Annotated in this window: 26 protein-coding genes; 10 read left to right on the top strand and 16 right to left on the bottom strand. The window is 39.6% G+C overall.

Annotation, left to right across the window (positions count from 1 at the left end; genetic code table 11):
- Window positions 1-13: 13 nt before the first annotated feature.
- A complete protein-coding gene (paaA, locus tag EDC24_RS05305; protein ID WP_124220446.1) occupies window positions 14-1,000 on the bottom strand; it encodes a 1,2-phenylacetyl-CoA epoxidase subunit PaaA in 987 nt (328 codons plus the stop codon).
- Between the two features lie 223 nt (window positions 1,001-1,223).
- On the opposite strand from paaA, the gene paaX reads away from it, so the two are divergent.
- Entirely contained in the window at window positions 1,224-2,045 is an 822-nt protein-coding gene (gene paaX, locus EDC24_RS05300) for a phenylacetic acid degradation operon negative regulatory protein PaaX (protein ID WP_124220444.1), read from the top strand.
- 315 nt (window positions 2,046-2,360) lie between these two features.
- On the opposite strand, the gene EDC24_RS05295 is transcribed toward paaX, so the two are convergent.
- A complete protein-coding gene (locus tag EDC24_RS05295) occupies window positions 2,361-2,663 on the bottom strand; it encodes a TIGR04104 family putative zinc finger protein (protein ID WP_124220442.1) in 303 nt (100 codons plus the stop codon).
- A 12-nt stretch (window positions 2,664-2,675) separates the two neighbouring features.
- Window positions 2,676-3,203: a gamma carbonic anhydrase family protein gene (locus tag EDC24_RS05290; protein ID WP_124220440.1), complete on the bottom strand. Its 528-nt coding sequence runs from the start codon at window positions 3,201-3,203 to the stop codon at window positions 2,676-2,678.
- A gap of 328 nt (window positions 3,204-3,531) precedes the next feature.
- On the opposite strand from EDC24_RS05290, the gene zupT reads away from it, so the two are divergent.
- The 3 genes from zupT (at window position 3,532) to EDC24_RS05275 (ending at window position 5,443) form a co-directional block, all read left to right on the top strand.
- Entirely contained in the window at window positions 3,532-4,332 is an 801-nt protein-coding gene (zupT, locus tag EDC24_RS05285; RefSeq protein ID WP_124220438.1) for a zinc transporter ZupT, read from the top strand.
- A gap of 57 nt (window positions 4,333-4,389) precedes the next feature.
- A complete protein-coding gene (gene mntR, locus EDC24_RS05280) occupies window positions 4,390-4,806 on the top strand; it encodes a transcriptional regulator MntR (protein WP_245997986.1) in 417 nt (138 codons plus the stop codon).
- 112 nt (window positions 4,807-4,918) lie between these two features.
- Window positions 4,919-5,443, top strand: a complete 525-nt coding sequence (locus tag EDC24_RS05275; RefSeq protein WP_124220435.1) for a cupin domain-containing protein — start codon at window positions 4,919-4,921, stop codon at window positions 5,441-5,443.
- A 147-nt stretch (window positions 5,444-5,590) separates the two neighbouring features.
- Here EDC24_RS05275 and EDC24_RS05270 read toward each other — a convergent pair whose 3' ends face one another.
- Genes EDC24_RS05270 through EDC24_RS05260 form a run of 3 tightly spaced genes read right to left on the bottom strand, consistent with a single transcriptional unit; the run spans window position 5,591 to window position 7,011 of the window.
- Window positions 5,591-6,037, bottom strand: coding sequence for a DUF3231 family protein (locus tag EDC24_RS05270; RefSeq protein ID WP_124220433.1), 447 nt, complete (start codon window positions 6,035-6,037; stop codon window positions 5,591-5,593).
- Window positions 6,038-6,096: 59 nt separating this feature from the next.
- Window positions 6,097-6,570, bottom strand: coding sequence for a PaaI family thioesterase (locus EDC24_RS05265; RefSeq protein WP_124220432.1), 474 nt, complete (start codon window positions 6,568-6,570; stop codon window positions 6,097-6,099).
- A gap of 12 nt (window positions 6,571-6,582) precedes the next feature.
- On the bottom strand, window positions 6,583-7,011 hold the full coding sequence (locus EDC24_RS05260; RefSeq protein WP_124220430.1) for a hypothetical protein: 429 nt from the start codon (window positions 7,009-7,011) through the stop codon (window positions 6,583-6,585).
- A 122-nt stretch (window positions 7,012-7,133) separates the two neighbouring features.
- On the opposite strand from EDC24_RS05260, the gene EDC24_RS05255 reads away from it, so the two are divergent.
- Entirely contained in the window at window positions 7,134-7,859 is a 726-nt protein-coding gene (locus EDC24_RS05255) for a DUF421 domain-containing protein (protein ID WP_124220428.1), read from the top strand.
- A 168-nt stretch (window positions 7,860-8,027) separates the two neighbouring features.
- Here the strand turns inward: EDC24_RS05255 and EDC24_RS05250 are convergent, their stop codons facing one another.
- The 6 genes from EDC24_RS05250 to EDC24_RS05225 all read right to left on the bottom strand — a co-directional run bounded on the left by EDC24_RS05250 (window position 8,028) and on the right by EDC24_RS05225 (window position 12,859).
- Window positions 8,028-9,284: a YeeE/YedE family protein gene (locus tag EDC24_RS05250; RefSeq protein WP_124220426.1), complete on the bottom strand. Its 1,257-nt coding sequence runs from the start codon at window positions 9,282-9,284 to the stop codon at window positions 8,028-8,030.
- A gap of 170 nt (window positions 9,285-9,454) precedes the next feature.
- The gene (locus EDC24_RS05245) at window positions 9,455-9,682 is read right to left on the bottom strand and encodes a hypothetical protein (protein ID WP_124220424.1); all 228 of its coding nucleotides are present in this window, start codon (window positions 9,680-9,682) and stop codon (window positions 9,455-9,457) included.
- 123 nt (window positions 9,683-9,805) lie between these two features.
- Entirely contained in the window at window positions 9,806-10,039 is a 234-nt protein-coding gene (locus EDC24_RS05240) for a hypothetical protein (protein WP_124220422.1), read from the bottom strand.
- 37 nt (window positions 10,040-10,076) lie between these two features.
- The gene (locus EDC24_RS05235) at window positions 10,077-10,301 is read right to left on the bottom strand and encodes a hypothetical protein (RefSeq protein WP_124220420.1); all 225 of its coding nucleotides are present in this window, start codon (window positions 10,299-10,301) and stop codon (window positions 10,077-10,079) included.
- Entirely contained in the window at window positions 10,302-11,903 is a 1,602-nt protein-coding gene (locus tag EDC24_RS05230) for an amidohydrolase (RefSeq protein WP_124220418.1), read from the bottom strand. It abuts the gene before it with no gap.
- Between the two features lie 11 nt (window positions 11,904-11,914).
- A complete protein-coding gene (locus EDC24_RS05225) occupies window positions 11,915-12,859 on the bottom strand; it encodes an MBL fold metallo-hydrolase (protein WP_124220416.1) in 945 nt (314 codons plus the stop codon).
- Window positions 12,860-13,028: 169 nt separating this feature from the next.
- On the opposite strand from EDC24_RS05225, the gene EDC24_RS05220 reads away from it, so the two are divergent.
- A complete protein-coding gene (locus tag EDC24_RS05220) occupies window positions 13,029-13,391 on the top strand; it encodes a nuclear transport factor 2 family protein (RefSeq protein ID WP_124220415.1) in 363 nt (120 codons plus the stop codon).
- Window positions 13,392-13,450: 59 nt separating this feature from the next.
- Here the strand turns inward: EDC24_RS05220 and EDC24_RS05215 are convergent, their stop codons facing one another.
- Entirely contained in the window at window positions 13,451-14,332 is an 882-nt protein-coding gene (locus EDC24_RS05215; protein WP_124221473.1) for a LysR family transcriptional regulator, read from the bottom strand.
- Window positions 14,333-14,438: 106 nt separating this feature from the next.
- Here EDC24_RS05215 and EDC24_RS05210 point away from each other — a divergent pair, with 106 nt between their 5' ends.
- Window positions 14,439-15,524, top strand: a complete 1,086-nt coding sequence (locus EDC24_RS05210) for a citrate/2-methylcitrate synthase (RefSeq protein WP_124220413.1) — start codon at window positions 14,439-14,441, stop codon at window positions 15,522-15,524.
- A 31-nt stretch (window positions 15,525-15,555) separates the two neighbouring features.
- Here the strand turns inward: EDC24_RS05210 and EDC24_RS05205 are convergent, their stop codons facing one another.
- Together EDC24_RS05205 and EDC24_RS15130 are read right to left on the bottom strand one after the other, a co-directional pair.
- Complete coding sequence (locus EDC24_RS05205; protein ID WP_124220411.1) at window positions 15,556-16,095, bottom strand: GrpB family protein; 540 nt, start codon at window positions 16,093-16,095, stop codon at window positions 15,556-15,558.
- A 50-nt stretch (window positions 16,096-16,145) separates the two neighbouring features.
- On the bottom strand, window positions 16,146-16,304 hold the full coding sequence (locus EDC24_RS15130; RefSeq protein WP_170158468.1) for a hypothetical protein: 159 nt from the start codon (window positions 16,302-16,304) through the stop codon (window positions 16,146-16,148).
- 99 nt (window positions 16,305-16,403) lie between these two features.
- Between EDC24_RS15130 and EDC24_RS05200 the strand changes: the two genes are divergently transcribed.
- Window positions 16,404-19,451, top strand: a complete 3,048-nt coding sequence (locus EDC24_RS05200; protein ID WP_124220409.1) for an efflux RND transporter permease subunit — start codon at window positions 16,404-16,406, stop codon at window positions 19,449-19,451.
- A gap of 231 nt (window positions 19,452-19,682) precedes the next feature.
- On the opposite strand, the gene EDC24_RS05195 is transcribed toward EDC24_RS05200, so the two are convergent.
- On the bottom strand, window positions 19,683-19,925 hold the full coding sequence (locus EDC24_RS05195) for a hypothetical protein (protein WP_124220407.1): 243 nt from the start codon (window positions 19,923-19,925) through the stop codon (window positions 19,683-19,685).
- 163 nt (window positions 19,926-20,088) lie between these two features.
- Here EDC24_RS05195 and EDC24_RS15365 point away from each other — a divergent pair, with 163 nt between their 5' ends.
- Together EDC24_RS15365 and EDC24_RS05185 are read left to right on the top strand one after the other, a co-directional pair.
- Window positions 20,089-20,640, top strand: a complete 552-nt coding sequence (locus EDC24_RS15365) for a hypothetical protein (RefSeq protein ID WP_124220405.1) — start codon at window positions 20,089-20,091, stop codon at window positions 20,638-20,640.
- 86 nt (window positions 20,641-20,726) lie between these two features.
- Window positions 20,727-21,377, top strand: a complete 651-nt coding sequence (locus tag EDC24_RS05185; protein ID WP_124220403.1) for a GDSL-type esterase/lipase family protein — start codon at window positions 20,727-20,729, stop codon at window positions 21,375-21,377.
- Window positions 21,378-21,501 lie beyond the last annotated feature (124 nt).

Raw genomic sequence — 21,501 nt, 5'->3', positions numbered from 1 at the left:
CAACCTCTCCTTTCTAAGATCCCACCACTTCTTTAGATAACGCTTGGCGGACCCAGCTATTGTTTTCATAAGCAATCTGGCGCAAACGCAAGCGTTCTTTAGACCTTGGACCTTTGTTTTTAATAATCTGTTTAAACTCATCCCAATCAGGTTGTTGATACACCCATTGGCCTTGTTCCTCATCGTAATGAACGGTCTCATCTGGAACGGTTAGGCCAAGCGAAAACACGCGAGGCAAGTATTTGTCTAAAAAGGCCTGGCGCAATTCTTCGTTATTGCTTTTACGAATTTTATACTTAATCATAATGTCTTGCTTCGAAGATCCGGTCGTATCCGCTGATGCTGGACCAAAGAACATCAAGAGTGATGGCCACCAGCGGTTGAGCGATTCTTGTAAAATTTCACGTTGATGGTCGGACCCTTCAGCTAGTGCCATGATAATCGCTTCACCATGCTGAGCATGAAAAACTTCTTCCTGACAAATTCGCTGAAGCGCGCGTTGATACGGTCCGTAAGAGGCATCGAGCATATTTGTTTGCGAAATAATGGCCGCTCCGTCAACTAACCAACCGACCATACCGGCATCTGCCCACGTTTTCGTCGGCATGTGGAAAACATTATGAAACTTCAAATCTCCCGATAGTAGATTTTCTATGAGATCTTTACGCGTTTTTCCGTAAGGTTTCATTAAATCTTCTGCGACACGAAGCAGTAATTGCCCGTGCCCCATCTCATCTTGGACTTTTGCCATAATCCCGAGTTTACGTTTTAACGTTGGGGCTTTCGGCACCCACTCTTTTTCCGGTAGCGCGCCCATGATCTCACTAATTCCATGCATCGAAATTAATTTTATTAATCCTTGGCGATAGTCATCCGGCATCCAGTCGTCGGCTTCAATTTTTTCTCCTGCTTCAATGCGTGCCATAAATCTATCGTATTGTTCCGGGTCTTCGTGATTGCGGGGAGCGTCTGAACTGCCATACTCCAAATAGTTATACATACAGCAACCTCTCCTCATTACGTTTATTTAACGTTATCATAACAAAACGTCATACGATTAGCAATTAAATTTTTAAATTTTCAAAAAATATAACGTCCTATATACTATTCTATGATGGTCGAAATCGTTGATATTCTTTAAAAAGTGTATGAATGTTGTGTCATTTTATAGTAAACTAGTTTCACAGGAATCCATTTATCGAAAAAGGAAAGGATCTAGGGATATGGACAATCAATTTAACACACGTTCCATGATTTTTACGTTATACGGCGATTACGTCAGACATTACGGAAACGTGATCTGGATTGGCAGCTTAATCGGTTTACTCAAAGAGTTTGGTCATAACGAGCAATCCGTTCGCGCGGCTATTTCGCGCATGAGTAAACAAGGCTGGGTCCAATCTGAAAAACGAGGCAATAGAAGCTATTATTCTTTAACCGAACAAGGCAAAGCCCGAATGGAAGAAGCCTCTAGGCGAATCTATCAAACAGCAGCTCCTCATTGGGATGGCCAATGGCGGATGCTTATCTATAATATTCCTGAACACAAACGCAACCTCCGCGACGAATTGCGAAAAGAGCTTGTTTGGAGTGGATTTGGTAGTCTATCGAATAGTTGTTGGATTACCCCGAACCCATTAGAAGAACAAGTCCATCGCATGATTGAAAAATATGATATTAGTGATTATGTGACTTTTTTTAAAGGAACGTATGAAGGAATGGGCAAGGCTGAGGATTTGATTTACCAATGCTGGGATCTGGATGAAGTGAATGATAAGTACTCTGAATTTATTAAGGAATATAGCGAAAAGTATTATATCGACCAACACTTGATCGAAAAAGGCAGCATGAGCGACGGCGAATGTTTCGTAAAATGTGCATCTCTCGTTCACCAGTACCGGAAGTTTTTATTTATCGACCCCCATTTACCAGAGGAATTACTCCCAGAAAAATGGCTAGGCAACTCAGCCCAAACATTATTTAACGATTACCACGACTTACTTCAACCCCGTGCTACACGGTTCTTTGAAGGTGTATTTGAGTAGGAAGGAAGATTAGAATGGTATTTTTCATGTATGTTGTTATGTTTTTTGCACCTATTTTATCAATTATCTTTTGTATAAACCTGATTGATATTATTAAAAAGACTCATAGAGAAGAAGCTACAGCTATTAATACGTTTTGGGTGATTTCTTCTTTCACACTATTGATATGGAGTATTGGCATGGTCGCCATGGCGGGGGTTTATTAAACTACATATTTAGTGGGAGTTACTCGCTTTCGGGCCTGTTTGCTCTTCCAGCGGGTACGTTTCCCTCTCCAGCGGGTACGTTTCGGCGAAAGGGTTCCTCCCTTTCGCCTCACCATAACCCTTCTTCTTCATTCGAGAGTTTTAACATAACTGGATAGACGCTCATCAAAAAAATGGAACTTCCTAATAAGAGCCCTAAAACGACCCAACCTGATATGTCATTCCAAAAGACCGGTAGTAGTAAACTCAAAAGCGGCACAAAGTTTAATAAGCTCGCCTTTTTCCTTGTTTTAGCAGTTGGGTATTGTTTTCGCTCACAATAAGGGCAAGGCATGCCTGTATCTAGAGTGAACGATTTTTTTACCGTTTGTTTATAACTCCATTGTTGATCACAGTTTTGACATTTTGGCATCCGAAACTCTCCTTACTTAATCCTCTCAAATACATCCTTACGCTGAAATTCTTGCCCTTTATTAGCATACGTCCGGATCGTTTCTTCGATCATCTCGTAATCTTGCTCGGTCAACTCGCGCACAACTTTTCCAGGGGAACCAAGAACAAGCGAGCGCGGTGGAATTTTCTTACCGGAAGGCACGAGGCTATTCGCACCGATAATTGAATACTCACCAATCTCAGCACCATCTAGTACGGTTGCGCCCATGCCGACGAGCACGCCTTTACGTAATGTACAGCCATGAACAATTGCGTTGTGGCCAACTGAAACTTCATCTTCCAACGTCAATGGAAATTGTTCATATAAGTGGCACATTGTATTTTCCTGTACATTACAACGTTCACCGATTCGAATTGGTCCCTCATCACCTCTTAAGACCACATTAAACCAAATACTAGATTCGGCACCAATCTCAACATCGCCGATTACTTTAGCACCATCTGCAATAAATACGGAATCGTGAATTCGTGGGGACTGATCTTTATAGCGGTAAATCATGAAACCCCTCCTAATAGATTATTAGTATCAATATAACATAAATTCTCGTGAGTAAACTTATTCTGTTTGAAGGTAAACGTCCTGCGTTCGAGAGTAATCCTAATCAATTTGAGAGTAACCCTCTTCCCCCAAAACCAAATCCTTGAATTTTCTTAATATTTACGATAAAGTTTCCTTAAGGCAAAATTCATTTACTTATACAACTTTTTCTATATATACAGGCACACACTACGGAAAACAGCATATTTTTGAACTAGATATTTTTTTGACAGAAAAGTTTCCTTAGGGAAAGAATTCGTCTACCATGAAACTGAGGAGGAACAACAAAATGACGGAAAACTTATTATTAGCCTTCGGGTTAACGCTCATGGCTGGTTTAGCAACTGGAATTGGTAGCTTACTAGCCTTTGTCACAACGACGACCAACACAAAGTTTTTATCGTTTACACTTGGCTTTTCGGCTGGTGTTATGATCTACGTGTCGATGGTTGAAATTTTCTTTAAAGCTCAAGAAGCACTTATTGGAGCAACAGATGAAGTTACAGGAAATTGGTTAACGGTTGCTGGTTTTTTTGGCGGGATGATTCTCATTGCCTTAATTGACAAACTCATTCCAAAACAAAGCAACCCGCATGAACTTAAAAAAGTCGAGGATATGGAGAAATCACCAAAAAATCCTGACCTGCTTAAAATGGGAACATTTACAGCGGTCGCGATTGCTATTCATAACTTCCCTGAGGGGATTGCTACTTTCACATCTGCATTACAAGACCCAGGCTTAGGTTTAGCGATTGCGGTGGCAATTGCAATTCACAATATTCCAGAAGGGATTGCCGTATCTGTACCGGTTTATTATGCCACTGGCAATCGCAAAAAAGCATTTAAGCTTTCATTTTTATCTGGTTTATCAGAACCAATTGGCGCACTTGTAGCTTTTTTAGTCCTCATGCCTTACTTAACTGACATGTTATTTGGAATTATTTTTGCTGGCGTTGCGGGGATTATGATTTTTATCTCATTAGATGAATTGCTCCCGGCTGCCAAAAAATACGATGAGACCCACTTGCCGATTTATGGTGTGATGGCTGGTATGGCCGTCATGGCATTAAGTTTACTATTATTTATTTAAATCTTTGTCCATTTGAATTAAAATAAAAATATAAAGCCGTTTAAAGGAGGAAGTTTTTTGTCAACTACACCTAATATGGAGGACTATTTAGAAGTCATCTATAACATGTTTGAAGAAAAAGGTTATGCTCGTGCAACAGACATTGCTGAACACCTAGATGTCCTACCTTCCTCTGTGACAAAAATGATGAAACGACTTGATGATCAAGGGCTTGGCCTTTATGAAAAGTATCGTGGATTTGTTTTAACCAATAAGGGTAAAAAAATCGCGAAAGATATTGCTAATAAACATCAGACGCTCGAGGACTTTTTTAGAGTTTTTGAGATTGATTCAGATAACATTTATGAAGAAGTCGAAGGAATCGAACACCACATCGGGAAAGAAACGACCTTCTGCATATCATCCCTCGTCCAGTTTTTTGATGATCACCCCGATGTTCATAAGAAATATATGGAGTATAGAAAAAAGTTATAAGCACGACACGTGATTTCAGGTGAAGTCACGTGTTTTTTTATGGTCCAATATCTCCCAAATTTTAAGGCTAATGCATACGATAAAAAAGATACATCTTGAAAGGAGTATAACTATGTATAGACCATATCACGTCAATATGAACCCGATGATGGGTAATCAGTGGAACAATTATTATGGTGGGATGGCAAATCAAGGGAATATGCCGAACCAATATGGCCAGCAAGTAGAGGGGGATTTTGGCTCAAATCCGTTTGTTGTTGATATTGAAAAGGCAACAACACAAAATGAAAGCTTTAGAAGAGCCCTCTGGACTGGTGAGCACTTACAGGTGACACTCATGAGCATCGGTGTTGGAGAAGATATTGGGTTAGAAATCCACCCTGATGTCGACCAATTTCTCCGCATTGAAGAAGGGCAAGGGCTTACATTAATGGGTGATCAGGAAGATAACTTAACCTTTAGGCAGCCTGTTTATGATGATGATGCCATTATGATTCCAGCTGGAAAGTGGCATAACTTAATTAATACGGGCAACCGTCCGTTAAAATTATATTCCATTTACGCCCCACCTGAGCACCCGTTTGGCACCGTTCATCAAACGAAGGCTGACGCTATGGCAGCTGAAGAACACCATTAAGAAGTAGTTCGGCACTTCGCCGAACTACTTGTTTTCGTTAGGGTCCCGCACTCCCGGTGGGCTGTAATAAGGCGGTATTTTAAGCCAACCTCGTTTTCTCATGAAGTCTTTAGCCTTAAAACCTAACGCGAATTTATCAACTTGGAATTAAAGAAACATTAACCCGACATCAGTTCTGACACTTTGACTGGCTGAGGCTGCGCACATATCACCTGCATAGACAAAATTTATGCTTAGGGTGTTCATTATTTCATCCTCCGTTAACCTAGCACCTTCAGGAACTGCCTTTGGATCTGATTTAGGCTTGTGCTCTGGGGCAGGGGGTAACGTAATTCCCTCTGCTATCATAAAATCACGAAGCTCTTTTTTATGTGACGTTGCAACTTCTAATGCTTCTTTAACAAACTTTAAAACCTCTTGGTCTGATGACATGTTAAGACCGATTTCTTCATAGACAATAATGCTTTCAACAAAACCTAAATAGGTCCACAAAGCCATTACTTCTCCTACATGAACATAATCTTTATTGTTATCATTGAGTGGTTTAAGTGCTTTTAGTGAGGACTCAATCCACTTCATATAGTTACCGGGCATCGTACATACCCTTCTGCTTAGTTTTAACACTATTTTAACTAAGCTGGAGAAAATATTCTTTACTTGGCTTTAAATGTATCTGGCATAACTGCAGCTACAACAACGCCTGCGGCCACGACTTCATCATGAGCATAAACTTCTGTATGAATTTTGAACTTTTTAGGATGAATTTCTTCAACTGTTCCAACGGCTTTAAGCGTTTCGTTTTGGGGTGTTGGCTTGGTGAACTTAATTTCTAATGATGCGGTTACAAACCTTGGTGGTTCCACACCATCTTCCGGTTCGTGTCCATTTTTTCGATGTAAAAATAACGAGGCTGAACCGGTGCCGTGGCAGTCAATGAGGGATGCTAATAATCCGCCGTACACAAAGCCTGGAATCGCGGTGTGTTCAGCTTCTGGTTTGTAATATGTAGCCGTCTGATTGCCTTCCCAACCCGTTCGGAACTGGTGTCCGCTTTCATTTAATCGACCACAGCCATAACAATGCGCTAAATCTTCCGGATATACATCTTGAATCGCGTGTTTAATCATTCAAAATTCCTCCTAATTCATATGGTCATTAATGGTTTTAAGAATATGTTCATTTACTTTTTCTCGGTCTTCTCCTTCAAGCTCGCTGGAATCTTCCCCCAATGAAAAGTCTGCTTCTTCAGGTAGTAAAATCGTTTGAGGTTCGTCCAGTGTTTTGACTTGATCTTCCTCAAATTCTACTTTGGAATGTGTAACATGAGATTTAATAAAGTTCCAGTTTTCATCGTAAAAATCTTCAATCAACTTGGCTTCAACCTTCCTGTCATCCTCTGGTCCGTAAATGACGATTTGAGAATTCACTTTCGTATAATGCCCTGGTTCGTCATCAAAGGCTTCTACCGTATAAGCTTCAACTTTTTCAACTTCATTTTCTCTTTCACCAGATTCTGTTCCGCAACTAACTAGGACAATCATAACTAAAATCAACAACCACTTTTTCATACAATCTCTCCAATATTCATAACTTTTACAATTTTAGGATATCATAGTTCTTTTTAGAAGTGTATGACCTAATGGGTTTAGGTCAAAATATAAAGCAGTAGCTGAAACAAGGAGAAAAACCTATGGATGAAACTGTTAAGGAAATTTTAGTGGTGTTGGGAAGAATAATTACGATTTTCCCACTGCTTTTAATTGTCACGATTTTCATGGGGAAACGAGCGATTGGTGAGCTACCGATTTTTGATTTTCTAATTATCATTACGCTCGGGTCCCTTGTCGGTGCTGATATTGCAGACCCGTCGATTGAGCATCTATATACGGCTATTGCTCTTGTTGCGATTGCTTTATTACAACGCGGGGTTGCGCGACTTAAGATTATGAATCGGTGGATTGGCAGAATAATGACGTTTGAACCGACAGTTGTGATTCAAGATGGGAAACTTTTAAATGATCGATTAAAACAAATCCGCTACTCAATTGATAACATTTTACAGTTATTACGCGAAAAAGAGATTTTTGATATTAGCGAAGTTCAAACGGCAATCATTGAATCCGATGGTAGTTTAAGTGTTATGAAGAAACCGGAGAAACAAACGGTGACCGTAAGTGATTTGAATTTGGAAGGCGGAAAACCACAACTAGCACTCCCCGTCATTATGGAAGGTGAAATTTACTCAAGCATTTTAGAATTTTTCAGCGTTAATGAAACTTGGCTAAAGGAAGAACTGGCGAAACACGGTGTTCAAAATGTGAGCGAAGTCTTTTTTGCATCCATTAACTATGACCTAGAACTTCACTATTCCTTGAAAAGTGAAAAAAACCTGTTTGTGCCAAGAATTTTTCATTAATGTTTGTTTATATGCGCCGTGATTTTCAATTTATGCGCTGGTTTTGCTCATTTATGCGCTACGAATTTTGTCGAACAGTACCTTTCCTCAAATTTATGCGCCCTTTTCGAGCTGTTTATGCGCTCTATTTCAAAAACCCACTTGCTCAATTGAACAAGTGGGTTTGATTTAACAGAATGTATCTTTAGATTTTGGTACGGACAGTCCAAATAGCGGGCGGAGGTACAGTGCCACAAACGTTCCGGCCAGTGCCAGGATACCCCACACATAACCGTGCAGGCTGAATGAAGCGATTCCGCCAAAGTAAGCTCCGATATTACAACCGAAGGCTAGGCGCGCACCATAGCCCATGAATAGCCCGCCGATCACAGCTGCTGAGACGTTGCCTTTTGTTAATTTAGAAAACTTGAATAAACCGCCGGCTGCTGACGCGATAAAGGCTCCTAGGATTACACCTAGGTTTAATACCGTTGTGGAATCTGCAAATATTGAGGCTTCAAGTGCCTGAGCATTAGCACCTTGCCAATAACTCCAACTCGCCACATCAATTCCAATGAAATCCGCAGCTTTTGACCCCCATAGCGCGAACGCTGACGTGATCCCCCAAGGAGCACCCCGCGTCATAAGCGTTAGCGCGTTTAGTACAGCTAGAGCAATGGCAGCTGCAAACAATGGCCATGAACCACGGAAAATTCGTTTCCAACCGTTCGTTGTTGGAACTGGCGCCATTTGAGGAGCTTTTTTCTTACGCTCAACGACTAGCGTTAACCAGGCGATTAGACCAAATAATGCAATCGATACGGCCCACGCACCGCCGTAACCGAGACCTGTTGATGTCGCTAAGGAGAAGGCTTCCATAGCAGGAAGCTCTTCTGTCCAAAATGGAAGATGAGCGGCACCAACTGTTGATCCAACAATAAAAAATAACAGTGTTACAAACATCACGGTACGGCCGCCACCTATCGCGTATAGCGTACCTGATGCACAACCGCCCCCTAACTGCATGCCAACTCCGAATAGGAATGCACCGACTAAGACACTAATACCTACAGGCGCTACATATCCAGCAACTCCTGTGTCAAAAAATGAAACGCCAAATGCTAATATTGGCGCAAACAGTGTTACAGCAGCACCGAGCATGACCATATGCGCTCTTAAAGCTTTTCCGTTACCAACAGAGGCAAACCGCCTGAAGGCAGACGTGAACCCAAATCGCGCGTGAAACAGCGTATAACCTAGTAGCAAGCCTAGCAATAATAAAATAGGCTGCATCGCCGCTTGATTTAGTAATAAATGAACCATTAAGATCGCCGTCACAATTAATGCACCGACGATTAATTTCATTTGTGGTTTATTTAAACCTGTGCTTTTCGCTTTCACAGGGTCTTTAACTTCATTAACAGGCTGAACATTCGTTGTTGCCATTTAAATCACCCATTTCTTATAAATTTACTCGGGATTATATATAATATCATATGAAGTTTTAGGCACTTCGTCAATAGTTTCTATTAACTGCGGAATTTTCGAAATGTTTTTCACGGGTTCATTTTCTAGCTAGTAATGTTTATCAAAACAAAAACTCCGCATTAGCGGAGTTACCAATTGATCTTTTTGACTATAAACAAAACTAATAGTGCCAAGAGTAGATTCACAATACCAAAAATGACAAATATAACTTTTTCAATTCCGTGTCCACTTAAAAACGGAAACAACATAAACTGCCAAGGCTCATCAATAGCTCCACCTATTAAAATGGGCGCGAAAAATAATATGACGGCCAATACAACACATACAACCGCAAAAACTTCTAATGCTTTTTTCATTCTGATACCTAGACTCCTTTTATCTAAGGTTACCGAAGTAGGGCTTTAGTCTATTCTAGAGCACACACACTTCTCTGAGCATATTATTTGAGCAATAACGTACTATCATAGTCGCCTTTCTGATTACCACTTAATTCTTTTAACGACATATAAAACTAGTAACGCTAACAAGACGTTTATAATACCAAAAGCGATAAAAACTGCCTTGCCGACCCACTCAAATCCACCTGACCAAAACGGGAACAAGAAGAAGTATAAATCTGGATTAGCTAAACCGCTAATTAGAAAGGGGCCAACAAAAAATAAAACTGCTAGTACGATACAAATAACCGCAAAAACCTCTAATGCTTTTTTCATCTTTATCACCTAATGTTAAATATATGATGAATACTTCTTATAATACCTGTATGGCTCCGACAATCGCAATGCCAATTGCCAAAAACACAAAAATGTATCCAGCAATTTTCAAACTTTGCAAAAGCAACATCATTCCCAACATAACAACTAAAACCGCGACTAAAAATGGTTCATACTGGTTGGGAATCGTCCAAACGTCTAGGAAACTTAATGCAAATAAAGCAATGACGATTAATAAAATCATAGATACCCATTTTCGCATTTATAATCCTCCCTTCTGGTAAACGAGTTCTCCTTTTTTAAAGGCTTGTTCGACTTTTGTTTCCCCGATTTGATCTTGGTCAATGTTCAGTATATCTTGATCTAGCACAATAAAATCCGCTTCATAGCCTTCTTTTAACTGACCAATATCCGGGATGCGCGTGACTTTTTGCGCTTCCCTTGTGTACAATTTGATAGCTGTCTCTACATCAATTTCTTCAGCACTTCCGTAAGCCTCTCCATTATAGGCTATGCGTCTCACGGCTGATTGTATGCCGATAAATGGATTAGCTGGGTCAGCCCAAGTTGTTGCGGGTGCGTCTGATGAGAGTGCGGTCAGTATGTTTTGGTCTAAAAAGGTTTTGATAGGATAGGACCGTTCTGTCCGACTGCGCCCTACGTTGTTTAAGTAACTTTCAATTTCGGCAAATAAAAAAATTGTTTGTGGTACAAATCCGATGCTCCACTTCCTTGAGCGTTCCAAAACTCTAGTGCTAGGGAATGTGACGTGTTCTAATCTAATAGACGGACCTTCATCAAGCCAATTTGATTCCTCGTCTACAGCATCTAAAACAGCATCCGTCGCTCGATCACCCATAGCATGTACGACGAGTTGAATTTGGTTTTGGCGAGCTGTTCGCGCAGCTTTTTTGATCATAGAACTCGATACTGTCGACAGACCACATTCTCCTTCAGTGCCTAGGTAATGCTCGTAAACCCACGCTGTTTGACCTGAGATACTGCCATCCGCCATGATTTTAACGCCTCCAACATGAACCTGCTTCGAACGGTCAAGAAACTCATCAGAAATTTCGAATTTGTCATTTTCCTTCATCTGGTCAAAACGGTAATACAACCCGACACGCGGGGTAAACCCTCTTTCTACCGCTACCTGATAAAGTTCATAATCATCAGGCTTGATGTTTGCATACAAATCCGTAACATTGAGTAACCCTCGTGATAACAAATAGTCATTCAAACCCAAAAGTTGCTCAACTTTATCTTCTAATGTTGGTTGAGGTTTAACGTTTAAGATTAAATCGCGGGCCGTTTCTCTTAAGACGCCCGTTGGATCACCGTTTTCATCTCGTTCGATTAATCCGCCCTCAGGATCTTCTGTATGTCGTGTGATGCCCGCTAACTCAAGTGCCTTAGAATTAACCGATAAAATATGAGTGCACGTACGCGTCGCCACAATTGGAACGTCACGCGACACCTCATCCAAGTCCGCTTTTGTTGGTATACGACGTTCTTTTAACTTCGACTCGTCATATCCCCAAGCTTCCACCCATTCACCAAGTTCGCTCGATTCCACACGTTCTGCTAATTTGTACTTCATGTCTTCGATTGAGTACACTAAAGGCGGTAAGCACAGCACTGATTGAATAGCCTCTGCTAAAAACATCGGATGCATATGCGAGTCAATTAGTCCTGGCAATACCCTTTTCTCGTGCAAGTCGACTTGGCGTTCTGGTTTAACGGTTAAATCTTTTTCAGAACCAATCCACTTAATTTTTTCATCCTCTTCAATTAAGGCATCTGCATATAATTGATCGTCATTAGACGTAAAAATTTTCCCATTGTAGTATAACGTTTGAGTCATGCATAATCCCCTTATCGTTTATGTAAGTAATCCACAATCCCCATGGCACAAACCTTTAAGTCCATATTCAAATATTGATACACCACATGATTTGCCGGAATCCCTTGCTCGACTAAATGAGTCGTTACAAGATTTGATAGTCCTTCTATTACTGCAGCAACCTGACCATCCATGCTTGTATCAGGGTTATTTGCCAAAACTTCCTCTCCCACTTCAACAAATCGAGGAAGCCAAAAACGAATTTGTTCATAGACATGTTCTGGGTCACGAGATCGACCGTAATGACCAAAATAGATTTGTTTGACTTCAAGGCGCTCAATTTTTTCAAGTGAATTTAACATCGCCTCTGGATCAAACTGATTCGGCGATGTTGAAGGTAGGACAAAATTAAGACCTTCAGCCTGTGGGTAATAAACGCCAATCGTATCGCCAGTAAAAATGCCATTACTGAATGAGTCATGAATGCTGACGTGATGCTTCGCATGACCTGGTGTGTCATAAAACGTAAGCACACGACTTCCTAAATCAAGTGTGTCTCCTTCTCCCTCTTCGATCAAACGATCCTCTGGCACAGGCAAAACCGGGTCAAATAATTCATCAAATTGATCACCATACACAACACGCGCTCCTGTAACTAATTTCGATGGATCAGCTAAATGGCGTTTCCCTTTTGGATGAACATAAACAGTCGCATTCGGGCAATGCTGAAGAAACTTTCCGACGCCACCCGCGTGATCTAAATGAATATGCGTCACAATGATATGTTTGACGTCTTCAGGACTTAAACTTAATTTTTCCAACCCCTCTAATAAGTGCGGGACAGATGGGCTCGCACTCGTTTCAATAACCGCCAATTCATCTGCATGCAAAATATATGCCCCCGTCCGTTCGGGCATTCCTAAATCATATAAGTCTATTAAAGTTAAATCGTTACCTAAATCAATTGGTTTAGTCATATGAACCTCCTGAGTGTATTTTTCTGCTAATAACTCTTTTCTATTTTCATTTTAAAATACCTGCTTACACCACACAGCCTCTTATTAATTGACTTAATGACATTATTTTCTTTAAACTAAATTATAAGCTTTTAGGCGATTAAGAATCTCAGTGCAAGGAGGTTTTACAATGGAAACAGAAAGACAAAAGTTTTTCGAAAGTTTTAATGAAGCTTTTATGATTGGAGACATAGATTTTATCTTAGATAGCGTGACGGAGGACGTTCGCTGGGAAATGGTCGGCGATGATTTGATTGTCGGAAAAGATGCCTTACGCGAGGCATTAGGTGGCATGCAGACGAATGATAGTTTTAAATTAACGATCCACAACACGATTACGCACGGCATTGCCGCTTCTGTAAACGGCGTTATTACGTTTACAACAAAAGAAGGCGAACCTAAAAAATACGGCTTCTGCGACGTATATCGTCTTGATAGTTTTAAGTCAGGTAAAATCAAAGAATTAACTTCCTACGTTGTTGAGATGGATTAAATTAAAAAGCTGGGCAAGGCGCCCAGTTTTTTTGGTTAGTGTTCAAAAGGCTGCCCCGTTTATTGATAATGAAATTGAGAAACAAATTCAATAAAGTCCTGCTCGAGTGAGTGGTTATATTTCGTTAGGGAATACGTGCTGACTTCTGGCAAATCAACAAAAGGAATTTCCACCACTAACATCCGACCTTCAATAATCTCCCGCGTAATTGTTGATTTTGGTAAAAATGATACCCCTAAGCCACTGACAATGAAACGCTTTGTAATATGATTTTGTGAGACTTTCATCGTTTTTGTGTGAGGGTAGTTTGTCTTAATTTGATTCATTAGTTCATCCCAATATACAGGGTGGCTATGTGTTAAGAGATAATAGTCCTCCAGTAATTGGTCAACCTCTAAAGCAGGAGCCGTTTCAGTATCTAATCCATCGTGAGGAACACAAAAGACAACTTGATCATCATAAAGTTTTGTTTGATGCAACACCTTATGACGTGTTTCCAACAGTGTAAAACCTATATCAACTTGCTCGTCCATAACAGCTTTTTCAATATAAGCAGATTCCATAATCTCTACTGAAATTTCGACTTCTGGTTTTGCTTCTATATACTTCTTCAGCACAAACGGCATGACAGTGTCCGCAATTAACGGTGAAATCGCCAGTTTCAAAGACTTCCGATAACCTTGTGTAAAAGAGTGAATTTGTTGTAGTCCCTCTTGATGTAAACCTAGCACGTCTTTTACATACGGTAAGTAAACCCTACCTTCTTCCGTCAACCGAACAAAACGCGTTCCTCGCTCAAACAGTGTCACACCTAGTTCTTTTTCTAACGATTTAATATGGACGGTAACGGTCGGTTGTGAGACATATAAAGCCTCTGAAGCTTTGCGAAAATTACCTAAATCTGCAACTGTCACAAACGTTTTCATCCAGGTTAATTCCACCATAACCACTCCTGATTAATAAAATTAATTAATCCAATTATAAATGTTTAATTTTATTAATCAATAGCCCATCATATAATAAATGTAGAACTAAAGGAGGGAGCCTATGATTCACAAAGGACTTAAAGGTATTGCTTGCACTGAGACAAAACTAAGTAAGATTGACGGTGAGCGAGGGGAACTTATATACACTGGATGGCCCATCAAAAATCTGGCGAAGCGATCTTTTGAAGAGGTGGCCTATCTACTATGGTATGGCACTTTACCGATTGAGAATGAACTTAAGGACATCTCTAAAAGGTTTAAAACATCACGTCAACTTCCGGATTATTTAAAGAAAATCATTGAAAACTTACCTAAAAAACTAGACATGTTAGACGTTATGCGCACTTCTATATCGGCTGTAGGATTAACTTCACCCGAAAAACCTAGTATCCAAGACGCTATTAAACTAACATCTATGATCCCTGGCATTATTGCATACCGCTTGCACGTACTTGGCACGCAGAAAATGCCTGAGATAAGAGAAGACCTTCCACACGCTGCTTATTACTACTACATGATTAAAGGGCACGAGCCAAAACCAGAACATGTAAAAGCTTTAGAATGTTATATGATTTTAACAATGGAGCACGGCCTAAATGCCTCTACCTTCTCTGCACGAGTGACCACATCGACAGAATCGGACTTAGCTTCAGCCATCACATCAGCGATTGGCACGATGAAAGGCCCGCTTCATGGTGGTGCGCCTACAGGCGTTATTGAGCTTTTAAATGAAGCCAGCCAATCTGATGACATCAATCAAATGTTACGCAACAAGATTATAAATGGCGAAAAACTTATGGGGTTCGGTCATCGCGTTTATAGAACACTAGATCCAAGAGCAGTTGCATTAAAAGAAATCTTGCAACAAAACCAAGCATTAGATGACTGGTTCAATTTTGCTTTGAAGTTTGAGGAGTTAGCCATTCAAAAACTAGACGAATTAAAACCTGGTAGAAGTTTATATACTAACGTTGAATATTATGCAGCCGCTGTACTTAAAGCTCTAAACATTAACCCAGAACTTTTTACAGCTACTTTTACCGCAAGTCGAATCGTTGGCTGGTCTGCGCACGTCATTGAACAAAGCCAAGACAATACCATCTTCCGGCCAAAAGCAGAATACATTGGACCAGTGTTTAGTCATTAAAAAATACCGCCCGAGGGCGGTATTTTACTGGTTATTTATCTTGTTCAGAACCTATCACTCTATTAATAAATTCTTCTTTGGCTTGGCCGTATGCCATGGCATCATTTGGATGACTCTTTGCTAGTTTTAACTTCAAATCTTCGTATTCTCTAGCTAATCCCGGTGATTCCTTTAACCGATCCCTGAAATTAATATGCGCTTTCCACCAATCGCCTCCATGCTTAACGACGTGGATATAGTGGGTTTTGGTGTGATTTCCTTCATCTATTTCTGGGAATTTGGCAAAGATGATCTTACCCTCCATCGTCTGTTTTTGAAGTGGATAATAATAACCCTTCCTCATTTGCTTTAAATCTAGCCGGTCCTCTGGATTAAGTGACCGCACTCCGACCATGATATCGATGATCGGTTTGGCATGGATGTCTTGAATCGCTGTACTGCCAATATGTTCAATCCCAACGGCATCGTTACCGACTAATTGTTTTAGTAATAGTTCTTCTTGTTGATAAAGTTGTGTCCATTCTGGGTTGTGTGATACTAGTTTAACTTCTTTTGGATTTAAACCTAACATGGAACCCCTCCTAAAAGTCGTATCTCTTTATACTACGGGGTTAAAACGAATTATCCAAGTCTCTTATTTTCTTGAAAATTATGGTATAATAGATTGTAAAGTTGGTCTTCTTTAACACTCCCTTCGTAATGCATTCCCCAATCTTCAGCTTTGCTTAATCTTAACGTGTCAAAACGACTAAATAAGAAATTATATTCAGTCTTAAGCATTAGAAAAGTTACTCCCCCAGACATATGCTGAATCTTCCTTAGCAACATACAATTGTTACGTATTAACAACTAAATATTAAATTTTTTGGAGGAAAGTTTATGAATTGGATTAAGTTCTTATTAAATCGCAAAATACTTGTTGGTTTAATAACAGTATTCATATTTATGATTGGTGGTTATGCTGTATTTAAATTAGATCAAGAGTTGTTCCCACCTATTGATATGGACGGCGCTTACGTATATGCAATTACCGAAGATTTACCCGCAACTGAAGTAGAACGGTCCGTGACAACTCCGATAGAGCAGCAGTTAAGCGGTATTGATGGAATTGATAACATCACTTCTACCTCTTTTCACGGTATGAGTGAGTTTCAAATTACCATTGAAGAAGGTATGGGCGAAGAAGTTTATAGTGAAGTGGAATCAATCATTTATTCTGCTGCTTCACAAAATAATCAAATTGAAAATATCGAATCTGGTCAGTATAGCACAGATCAAGGATACAGTTTTTTTATGGATTTATCTGGTGAAGATTTAGAAACTGTGACCAATTTTGCTAAAGAAACTTTTGAACCTAGAATCGAAAAACTCCCTGAAGTCCGAGATGTAGCTTTTGAAGGTGGATATGATGAAGAATTATTAATTGAGCTTGACCGAGAGGCAATAGCTGATCAAAATTTATCAAGCGAGCAAGTCATAGCCATGATCCAACAGTCGACATCAAATGCTTCTTTGGGGGAATTATCTAAATCCGAAGATACATCAACATTGCGGTGGGAAACGAACATTCAATCTGTCGAAGACCTTGAGAATATCTCGATTCCAACAGCTACTGATTTTATTACCTTAAACGATGTTGCAAATCTAGCGATTGTGCCTAGCGATGCGCATTCGATAGCTTGGAAGAATGGCTCACAAGACTTTTTACTTGTTCAAATCGGACGTAATAAAGATTTCACTCAAATCGAAATGTTCGACGCAGTCAAAAAAGAACTGGAACAAATGCGTACAGAAGGGTTATTCGACGAAATAGAGCTTTCTCACATTGTTTCACAAGCTGAATATGTTGAAGATTCATTAGACGGTGTAACAAACAACATCTTAATAGGTGGCATTTTAGCCCTAGTGGTCTTACTATTATTCTTAAGAAATATTCGAGCAACCATGATTGTTGGACTATCAATACCTGCATCTCTTTTACTGACGTTTACTATGATGTGGTTATTAGATTATAGCTTTAATATTTTATCCTTAATTGGCTTAGGGCTTGGAATTGGCATGATGGTGGATTCCTCTATTGTTATTCTGGAGTCTATTTATCGTAAAAAAGAGAAAGGTCTTAATAACTTAGAGGCTGTTATAAACGGTACTAAAGAAGTTGCAACAGCTGTTATTGCTTCCATGCTAACAACGATTGTTGTCTTTTTACCTATTGGCCTAGTTGGTGGGGAAGTTGGTCAATTCATGATCATCTTATCATTAGTTGTAGCCGCAACTCTGATTAGTTCAGTTATAGTTGCTTTTACATTAATACCATCGCTTTCCGAGAAATTTTTGAAAGTATCTAATCAACTTAAGACCCATCGCGAGGGACGAATTTTACAAAACTACGGTCGTCTAGTAAATTGGGTTGTCAAAAGAAAACGACATAGTGTTGCTGTCATTAGCCTTTTTGTCATGCTGTTGGCTGGCTCAATGTTTTTAGTTACTAAAATTCCAATGACGATTATGCCAGATATGTATAATCGCTATAACGAAATGATGGTTCAGCCAGAACAAGGGGTAACCCCTTCTGAAAAAGATCAAATTGTTGCAGAAATTAACGACCGATTAATGAAGGTTGAAGATGTTGAAGCAAATTACATTATTGATAATGGTTCAATGATGATGTTATTGATTAATATGACTAAAGGGGATGAAATCACAAGGTCTCAAGATGAAATTAACGAAGAAATCTCTAATAGTTTGCGCACGATTCAGGATGATTTCCCGGTCAAAAATATTCAAAGTATGATGTCGGCTTCAGGTGGATCATCACCTGTGCAAATTAATATTCAAGGCGAGAATTTTAATGAATTAAACACCCTTGCTCAATCATTAAGTCAAGAGATCACAACATTAGATGGAATTGTTGGGGTTACGACAACAATAGACCGTACTTCTACAGAAGATGGCATCGAATTACATGAAGAAGCAATTTCAGATGCAGGTCTTACTGAAACTCAAATTAGACAAACGATTGAAGAAGCTTTTTTAGAAATACCAGTAGGTAATATTCAAATAGATGGTGAATCTCTAGCCATTCAAACAAAATATTCAGATGAAATAAACACTCAAGAAGACTTATTAAATGTAGCTATCATGACGACGCAAGGCGAAAAACCTTTATCCGACTTCATTTCTTTGAGCTCTGAAGAAGTACCAAATGAAATCACACACATCGATGGAGAACGTGTCGTAACGATCAACGCTGAAATTGAAGGCACTGATCTAGGTACTGTTAACCGTGAAATTCAACAAATAATTGAAAACTTTGAAACACCAAACGGTTATTCTATTGAACTAGCCGGAGACTTAGAACAACAACAAGAACTCCTGATGGAGATGCTTTTAGTATTAGGAATAGCTATATTCTTAGTTTACCTCGTCATGGCTGTTCAGTTTAATCACTTAATACATCCTATGATTGTCATGTCGGTTTTACCGATTACGGTTATTGGGGTCATCTTAGGATTATTTTTGACCCAACATGAATTAAGTGCTTTGTCAGCGATGGGGATTATTATGCTGATTGGAATTGTCCTAAATAATGCTATATTATTTATCGACCGAACCAATCAATTACGTAGAAATGGTCTAAGTACTAATGAAGCATTAATTGAAGCTGGAAAAAACCGTTTAAGACCTATCTTTATGACAAGTTTTACAACAGCTGCTGGTATGCTTCCATTAGCATTAGCTACTGGCTCAGCCGGGAACTATCAAGCGCCAATGGCAACTGTCATTATTTCTGGATTGCTATTCGCAACAATGATCACACTCTTACTTATTCCAGCTGTATATCGACTTTTTACTTCAAAGAAAGCAGACTTACGTATGCAGGGTGAATTCAATAATCAATCCGAACACAAGCATCAAACAGCATAATATTTATTACCAACCTTAACGCTATTCAAACTTCAACAAGAGAATAGAATAAACTATAAGATGATCGCGATACTAATTCGTGATCATCTTTTTTATGTCTATGAAACATTATAATTACACATATTCATAGATTAGTGTTTTAAATTCTCGCACCTATCTACCTGAGTTAAAACAATTAAACCCCAGCCAAGGGACTTTTATACTTTGTCCAATAACTGGGGCATCCTCAACCTATTCACTAGAGTTTTGGTCACTAGAACCGCCACTGTCCATCTCTAATTCTACAGTTGTATTATCATCACCTTGTCCTTGTCCGCCGCCTCCATTGCCGTTGAATAGAGGGAATACATAGTTGATTAGGAAAAATAAGATGATTAGCGTAATAACTATGATAGAAATCCACTTGATAGCCGTTGATCCTGTTCGACTCGGTTCTTCACGTCTAATTCTTTCTTCTTTTCTTTCGTCTTCCATATTTCACCCTCCTTTGTGGTGTTGGTTATGCTTTACCCTGATTTATTTTTCAATAAACATACCCCACTTTTAGAAAAAAATAGGCCTTTGCATAACTTGTCGCAGTAGCACAATTGCCCAACTCTTTGAATAGGCTATTGATGAAGGCTAAGGAGGTTAGATTATGGATCAATTTAAAGGAAAAATGAATCAACAAAAAGGCAAACTGCACCACCAGTATGGAAAGATGCAAAATCTAAAGAGTGACGCTAAAGGCATGTTTAATAAAGGTCCTAACCAACAAGCGGTTAGTCCATATGGGATGGGCACGCAAGATTCTGGACCGAATCAACCATATGGTAATATGGGCATGCAGCAAGGGCAGATGCAACAGCCAATGCAGATGAAGCCTGACATGCATAAGCAGAATATGTTTGATATGTGCCAGAGACACCACTTGTATCTCGTTCAAGCAGAAACAGTTGATGGGCAGTTATTCGAAGGTATTGTAGATGAATATGATGAAGACGGCGTGACACTGCTCATTCCTTGTGGAGACATGGACGATGATCGTGGTGATGATTATGGTTATGGAGCAGGTCCATACGGCTATGGGTTCGGGCAAGGATTTGGTGCTCCATATGGGTATGGCTACCCAAGACGATTCCGAAGATTTAGGCGCTTTCGTTACCCATTCTTTAACTTAAGTCGAATTTTCTTCCCATTCTTTTACTAAAGCGTGGTAAGTACCCATTCCTCCTCGCTGCTTCTTACATCTAATGTTAAGAGGCAGCTTTTTTATGAGAGTGGAGGAGGGAAAACATGAATGACTTTATCGTTTATAAGGCGATTGGGGACTCGCTGACTGTTGGGGTGGGAAACTATTTCTCGAAGGGTTTTGTGCATCGGTATGCTCAGCGAACCGTTGAAGCTTTAAACCAACCCGTTCGGACTGAAGTATTTGCAAAGAATCGCATTAACAGTAGTGACCTATTGTACCAGATTCAATCAGAAAAAGTTCAATCACGACTCATGACTGCGAATATCATAACGATTACGATTGGCGGAAATGATTTACTTCAAGCGAACCGACATTTCGCTGAAACTTACAGCCCTCATGTATTTGATGAAGCGACATTTCAATTTTTTCAAAACATGATGGCGATCCTCGCTGAAATTCACTATTTAAAATCACACCACCCAACCCCATATATCGTCAGACTCATCGGCCTTTATAATCCCTTTCCTCATCTATCTTATAGTGACTTTTGGGTTCAACGTTTTAATGATATTCTCCTATCATTTGAGGATGAACGGACAGCTTTTGTTGATATTTATCCTTATTTTATTTATGGTGGAGAGCATTTGTTTAATTTCAGTGGACTCCACCCGAACAAATACGGATACGAATTTATTGCAGAGGCAACCTCTGCAACAGGATATGAACCACTTAGGCAAGCGTTAAAAGTATAACTTTATGCATTAAAAAACTCCCCGAGCACGGTACTGCACCCCAAAAGTTAGAGTAAAAATCTAACTTTTGGGGTGTTTTCATATGGCAAAATATAGTGATAGTTTTAAATTAAAAATTGTTAAG

It is taken from the genome of Aquisalibacillus elongatus (assembly GCF_003843875.1).
Taxonomy (GTDB): domain Bacteria; phylum Bacillota; class Bacilli; order Bacillales; family Alkalibacillaceae; genus Aquisalibacillus; species Aquisalibacillus elongatus.
This window is presented reverse-complemented; position numbering and strand designations above follow the sequence as displayed.